The sequence below is a fragment of the Flavobacterium sp. Arc2 genome, from assembly GCF_041431385.1.
Taxonomy (GTDB): Bacteria; Bacteroidota; Bacteroidia; order Flavobacteriales; family Flavobacteriaceae; genus Flavobacterium.
In genome coordinates, this window is the sequence record NZ_JASMRH010000029.1 from 42,023 (window position 1) to 48,022 (window position 6,000).

The 6,000-nt window shown below is 36.7% G+C and carries 4 protein-coding genes and 1 pseudogene; all 5 read right to left on the bottom strand.

What is annotated here, in order from left to right; genetic code table 11:
• Nucleotides 1-197: 197 nt before the first annotated feature.
• Complete coding sequence (locus QO182_RS16840) at nucleotides 198-692, bottom strand: nuclear transport factor 2 family protein (protein ID WP_371536067.1); 495 nt, start codon at nucleotides 690-692, stop codon at nucleotides 198-200.
• A 104-nt stretch (nucleotides 693-796) separates the two neighbouring features.
• The gene (locus QO182_RS16845) at nucleotides 797-1,495 is read right to left on the bottom strand and encodes a GNAT family N-acetyltransferase (RefSeq protein WP_371536070.1); all 699 of its coding nucleotides are present in this window, start codon (nucleotides 1,493-1,495) and stop codon (nucleotides 797-799) included.
• Entirely contained in the window at nucleotides 1,488-2,309 is an 822-nt protein-coding gene (locus QO182_RS16850; RefSeq protein WP_371536072.1) for a sulfurtransferase, read from the bottom strand. The genes QO182_RS16845 and QO182_RS16850 overlap by 8 nt, the downstream gene beginning before the upstream one ends.
• An 11-nt stretch (nucleotides 2,310-2,320) precedes the next feature.
• Nucleotides 2,321-4,840 carry a cation-translocating P-type ATPase gene (locus QO182_RS16855; protein WP_371536074.1) on the bottom strand — a complete coding sequence of 840 codons (2,520 nt, stop codon included), beginning with the start codon at nucleotides 4,838-4,840 and terminating at the stop codon, nucleotides 2,321-2,323.
• Nucleotides 4,841-4,952: 112 nt separating this feature from the next.
• Nucleotides 4,953-5,906 (bottom strand): annotated as a pseudogene (locus tag QO182_RS16860) (MFS transporter); the annotation flags it as partial.
• Nucleotides 5,907-6,000: the final 94 nt, after the last annotated feature.

Below are 6,000 nucleotides of genomic sequence, written 5' to 3' on the forward strand. Positions count from 1 at the left end.
GTGATTTTAAAGAGGATACTTTGATACTTTAGCTATAAAACCGGAATAACTTTGCGACCATATTAAGAAAAGAACTTTTGGGAGTAATTAAGCGACCTATTCTTTCTATGCAGGTTAGGTATGCTTGTGTAACAACTAAGCCAAATTTTATAGAAAATGGAATAGCTACTTTTTAAGAAGGTAGCTATTTTTTATTTTTAATGTAGGCTTATTACCTTTGTAATGTGCCATTTGGTGTTTTTATACTGCCACATTATTATAAATTTACTTGCTTTGGATGAAGTTCCAGCGGGCTCCTGATTATTGTAGAATTTATGCAATCCTATTTCTACAGCACCGTAATCTTTGATAGGATATACTTCAACACTTCCTTTTACTAATTCTCTGGTTACTTTACCGCAAATATTTCTTTTTGTAGCGTCTAGAAGTTCTTGTTTTGAGGTCATCAATCCTCCTTTGTCATGATAAAACTCTAGGCTGTCGGCATAGATTGCTGCTTGCGTATCCATATCACAGTTGTTGTAGGCGTGAAAAAAAGTACTGTCCATATCCACTATTTCATTGTACAGCACTTGGTCATCTATAATATAAGGATAGTCTTGTTCGTGGATCGGAATTTTCTTTGAAGAGCAAGAAGAAAGAAAAAGGACAATTATTAAGGAAGGAAAAAGGAACGCATTTATGTTTTTCATAACTTCAAAGTATTTATTGTTTCATATATTTTAGCAGTATCGAATGTAGAAAAAAACAAGTTATTGTAAAAAAAAGTAGGCGCAACCACTGGTTAATTAGTGTTTTACTCTTCCTTCTTTATAATGTTCCAAAAACTGATTTTTCTCCTCGTTTCAAAGCCTAACTTTTCATATAGTTTGATAGCACCTATATTTTTTTCATATACATGTAAGAATGCTGTTTTATTTTGATTCAAAATAGCATTAACAGTATGGGCTACTAGCTGTTTTGCGTATCCTTTTCCAATGTAATCAGGATGAGTAATTACAGCACTGACTTCAATAAAATCATTCATTTGCATTCGTTCTCCAGTAACAGCGACTAGTTGACTGTCTTTGAAAATCCCATAATAGTTACCTAATGTGGCTGTTTTAGATTTGAAATATTCAGGATACACTATTTTGACTAATCCAAGAAGGGCCTCTCTGTGACTTTCTTCTAGCTTTACAATAGAATCGCTAATCGGAATTGTTATTGGTTCCCTAACAATCATTTGTAGACAAACCAATTCATTTTCTATTTTTAAAGTATTGGGGATTTCTGGCTTTTCGCCAACAATAAAAAAATTAGCAGATAATTTAGAATAGTGAGCAATCGCGTTGGAACTCGTCTTGGTATCTAGTGCCGCTCCAAAGGGACAATATTCAGGATCGTAAAACTGAGTGTCTTCATAGTTTATTGCTTGTTTTTCATGGCTTTCTGATAAGGAATACCAAACAGGATTGTCTAGTTTATATTCTTCGTTCCTGGTTTGATTATTCAATTGGCAAACTTTCGTTTTGTCCCCATTCTGTCCATGAACCATCATAAACAGCTTTTGGGTTCGTATCTCCAATAAGTTCGTAGGCTATCAAATCAATACAAGCCGTTACTCCAGAGCCACAGCTAAAGTATAAAGCAGTATTTTGTTTTGGCAGTATTTTTGTCAATTCTTCTTTGGATAGAAATTTTCCTTCACTTAATAAATTAGAGTATGGAATGTTAATTGATCCGGGAATATGTCCACTGCGTAGTCCGGCTCTTGGTTCTTTAGTTTCTCCCAAGTAACGATCACTAGAACGCGCGTCAATCAAAACTGCTTCTTTTGAATCTATATTTCCTAAAATTTGCGCTGTGGTTTTTACCATTTCGGGTTTGAATTTAGATTCGAAATCGCCACTTTTATACGTTCTTTTTTCGGGTTTTTCGACCGGAAGATTTTCTTTTGCCCAAGCGGGAAGACCACCATCGAGAACCCAGACATTATGATGTCCCATAATGGTGAATAACCACCAGGCTCTCGGACTCGTATATATTCCTAAGCTGTCATAAACTACAATTTTACTGTCTTTATTAATGCCTAGTTTTTGGGCTGCTTTTGCAAAAGCATCAGCATTTGGTACCGTATTGGGTAATGGATTTGTAGTATCACTGAAATCATTTTTAATGTCAAAAATGCGTGCTCCTTTTATTTGGAGATCTTCAAGTGGAGATTCGTCTTTATTTTGATTTACTTTTTGAGAAGCATCCAGAATAATTAATTCAGGATCCTGCAGATGTTCATGAAGCCAGGCTACAGATACGATTGGATTTTTCATGATTTTTATGTTTAGTTGGGTTGTATATTATTTTTTCGTTTGTTCCATTTCCAGATTTCAATCCAAAGCACTGAAACGCTGCTTACCGCCAAACAAATTAAAACTTGAGAAAGCTGTAAAGGAAGAACATCAAAGAAACGGGCAATTGGATTTACGTATATAATCAAGGCTAGGAAAAATAACGTAACTGAATTGGCAATTACCATCATATTATTTTTATTTTTTAACGAGGTAAGTACAGAATAGTAAAACGAGCGGTTTACCAGTGACAGTATCACATTCGAAAAAACTAAAGTGGTAAATACCATTGTTCGTGTTAGTTGTTCGTTAGCTCCATTTTGGACGGTCCATTGATACATAAATAAAATTCCTATTGTAATCCCAATTCCTTGTACAATGCTTATTCCTAATTCTTTTAGCGATAGGAATGTACTACCTATGGATCTTGGAGCTTGTTGCATGCTGTTTTTTTCTGCAGGTTCATTTTCATATACGATAGAGCACATAGGCCCCATGACTAATTCTAAGAAAATTACGTGAACTGGTGTGAAAATATCGGGATAAATCCACCCTAAAAATAAGGGTAGAGATACCGTTAGTATGATAGGAATATGGATGGAAACGATATAACGTACCGCTTTTTTAAGGTTCGAATATATGCGACGTCCCGCCGCTATTGCTATAATCATTTTTGATAAATCATCATCAACCAAAATTAGATCTGCGGCTTCTTTTGCAATTTCAGTTCCCTTTTTTCCCATTGCCACACCTATACTGGAAGCTTTCAATGCAGGTCCGTCATTTACACCATCGCCCACCATGGCTACCACTTGCTTGTCTTTTTTTAGGGCATTCATCACGGCTAGTTTAGCTTCTGGAAACATGCGGGTTAAAAGCGTCGTGTCGTGAATGGCTTTTAGCATTTCGACTTCGTTTAATTTCATGAATTCTTCGCCTTCCATCACACTATCAGAATTTTTAATTCCTGCTTTTTTAGCAATGGCTTTTGTGGTAATGGTATTATCTCCCGTTATAACTTTTACTTTGATACCGGCTTCATAGAATTGTTGAATTACGCTTTGTATATTTGGTTTAGGAGGGTCGTAAAATACAACCAAGCCTACAAAATAGAAAGGTAAGTCCTGTTGGTTTTTTGGGTAATTGGTTTCGGCATAATCAGAGTAGCCAACACCAAGGATACGATACCCCTTCGAAGCCAATACTGTTATTGCATCATTAATTTTTTTTTCTTGATCTGTGCTGAGGTTGGATATCTTTATAATCGTTTCGGGACCACCTTTGGCCGCAATAATACGTTTACCGTCCTTATTTTCAAAAACGTGCGTCATCATGGGCGGTTTCCCGTCCAGCGGATATTCATGTACCATAGAAAACTTTCTGCGGGTATCGTCGTTTGTTGTTTTTGCATACTCTTTATGCAAGGTCTTTTCCATCGGATCAAAAGGCACGGGTTCGCTCGCCCACATTGCGATTTCAATGACTTTTTTAGCCTCTTCTGTATTCCAATGCTCTCTTTCGTATAATTTGTCGTTACTAAAAGCATAAACAGATTGCAGGCTCATTTTGTTTTCTGTCAGTGTTCCTGTTTTGTCGGTACAAATGACGGTCGCTCCTCCTAAGGTTTCTACGGTTCTAATTTTTTTGACTATAACGCCTTCTTTCATTAGTCTCCATGACCCTAAGGCCATGAAAGTAGTAAACGCCACGGGAATTTCTTCGGGAAGAATTGACATCGCGAGGGTTAGTCCTTTTAATAAACTGGTTAATATGTTCTGTGTTTTCCAAAAATAGACACCCCAAACTAATAAGAAAATAGCAACGCCAATAATGGCCATCACTTTTACAAAATTTTGAATCTGAACTTGTAATGGGGAAGGGGTTTCTTTGATGCTTTGTAGGGAACTACTTAATTTTCCAACTTCTGTATTAGAGCCAATTTTAGTTACTCGATAAACTGCTAATCCAGAAGCAACTAGTGTTCCACTGAAAACAGATTTTAACTCCGTTTTTTCTGACTTGAAAACAGCATAGGGTTCGCCGGTTAGCAAGGATTCATTGACTGAAAAATCATTACTGTGTATGATTTCTCCGTCTGCATTGATGGTGTTTCCTTCCTGCGCGATTACCAGATCATCGATGACAATTTCTGCCGTGGGAATTTTTGTAGGTTCTCCATTTCGTAAGACCATAGTAAGTGGCTCATTCAATTTTTCTAAAGATTCAATTGCAATCCGACTCCGGTTATCTTGATAAAAAGAAATTCCCGAGACAGCTACTATTGCGGCTAGCATAAAGTACGCCTCGTTATTTTGCCCCATGATGAAATAGATAATTGCGACGGCTATCAATAATAGTAACATTGGCTCTTTGAATAGATCAGCGAGGGCTAACCACCATTTGTGTTTTTGCTTGTAAACTTGTTTGTTCTGACCAAATTTGTCGCTTGAAGCTTGTACTTGTGTATCGGTTAAGCCTACGATATTTTCGGGAATATTAATTTTTATTGACATAGTTTTGTGAATGAGTACTGCTACTCAAATATAAGATTTTTAGTTATAATATAAGCGTTATAGGAAGTGGTTTATAAGGTAAAAGGGTATAATTAATGGAAGGGTATTCATATTATATTTTTTCGGTGGTCATGAGAACAAAATATAAACCAATTAAAATACTGGCGCATGCGGTAACTATGAAAGTAGCGTCGGCTCCAAATTGGTACCAAATCAATCCAGCCATTGAACTGGCTAACATAGTGAAAAAGCTTTGAAAAGAAGAATAGGTGCCAATAGCAGTTGCGATGTCCTTTTTATTCGAAATATTGCTAATCCACGCTTTAGAGATGCCTTCCGTTGCTGCGGCGTAGATTCCATAAAGAGCAAAAAGCCCAGCAAAAACATAAATATTTTGACTGAATCCCATACCAAAATAGACAATGGAAAAAATGCCTATTCCGAAAACTAGCATTTTCTTTAAGCCTATTTTATCTGCCAAAATCCCTATTGGAAAAGCAAATAAAGCATAAACGAGATTGTAAAAAATATAAATACCAATAACCAGCGAGTCACTTAATCCAGATTCTTTGGCTTTAAGTAGAAGGAAAACGTCAGAGCTGTTAAACAAGTTGAAAGCTAAAAGGCCTACAACGACTTTGCGGTACATTGGTGGGCTTACTTTCCAGTAACCCAAAAAGGAGAAGAAAGGTGTTGCTTTTATTTCGGATGTAATAGTTTTCTTTTTCTCCTTTAACAATAGAGAGGCTGCTATCGCCAAAAGTCCAGGAATGAACGCAATGTAGAATAGGGTAACGTAATTTTCAGGGTAGAAGTAGAGGTAGAGTAGTGCTAATGATGGACCGAAGACAGCGCCTAATGTATCCATGGAACGATGAAAACCAAATATTTTTCCCTTAGTTTGCGGAGTGGCTTCATCGGAAAGGATTGCGTCTCTTGCTCCAGTACGGATTCCTTTTCCAAAACGGTCGATGGTTCGAGCAAAGAAAATCCAAAGCGGGTAAACGAACACCGCCATCATAGGTTTTGAAATGGCGCTAAATGCATAACCTAGTTGAACAAACGGAACTCTTTTTCCGGTCGGACACTGTCCCGTAAAGTGTGTAAGTTAAAAAAATAGGGGTTTGCCTTTTTAATTAAAGTTGAACCCTTTTTTCAAA

What these genes read in the sequence shown, in the direction of transcription:
- QO182_RS16840 (WP_371536067.1), bottom strand. Translation starts at nt 692, where the DNA reads ATGAAAAACATAAATGCGTTCCTTTTTCCTTCCTTAATAATTGTCCTT.
- QO182_RS16850 (WP_371536072.1), bottom strand. Translation starts at nt 2,309, where the DNA reads ATGAAAAATCCAATCGTATCTGTAGCCTGGCTTCATGAACATCTGCAG.
- QO182_RS16855 (WP_371536074.1), bottom strand. Translation starts at nt 4,840, where the DNA reads ATGTCAATAAAAATTAATATTCCCGAAAATATCGTAGGCTTAACCGAT.